The sequence below is a fragment of the Varibaculum cambriense genome (assembly GCF_022133705.1).
GTDB classification, from domain to species: domain Bacteria; phylum Actinomycetota; class Actinomycetes; order Actinomycetales; family Actinomycetaceae; genus Varibaculum; species Varibaculum cambriense_A.
Genome location: NZ_JAKNHJ010000059.1, coordinates 1 through 226, shown reverse-complemented (window position 1 = coordinate 226; position 226 = coordinate 1). Strand labels below are relative to the sequence as shown.

At 53.5% G+C, this 226-nt stretch carries 1 protein-coding gene; it reads right to left on the bottom strand.

The features are described 5' to 3' along the window. On the bottom strand, positions 1-226 hold a 226-nt coding region (locus tag L0M99_RS09760), incomplete at both ends, for an NAD(P)/FAD-dependent oxidoreductase (protein ID WP_238128461.1).

The following is a 226-nucleotide window of genomic DNA, read 5'->3' as shown; positions in this document are numbered from 1 at the left end:
GCTTTTCGCAACCGACAGTCATGCCGTTCAGTTCAAGCGTGAAGCCTGTATCATCCTTCGCCACGCTCAGCACTTCGCTACGCAATCTGAAGGCCACATTGCCCTTCTCGCACTCATCCACCAGCATGTCGACAATCTGCTGCGCGGAGTCATCGCAGAAGAGCTGCCCTAACGTTTTCTCGTGCCAGGCGATGCCGTGTTTATTGACCAGATCAATGAAATCCCA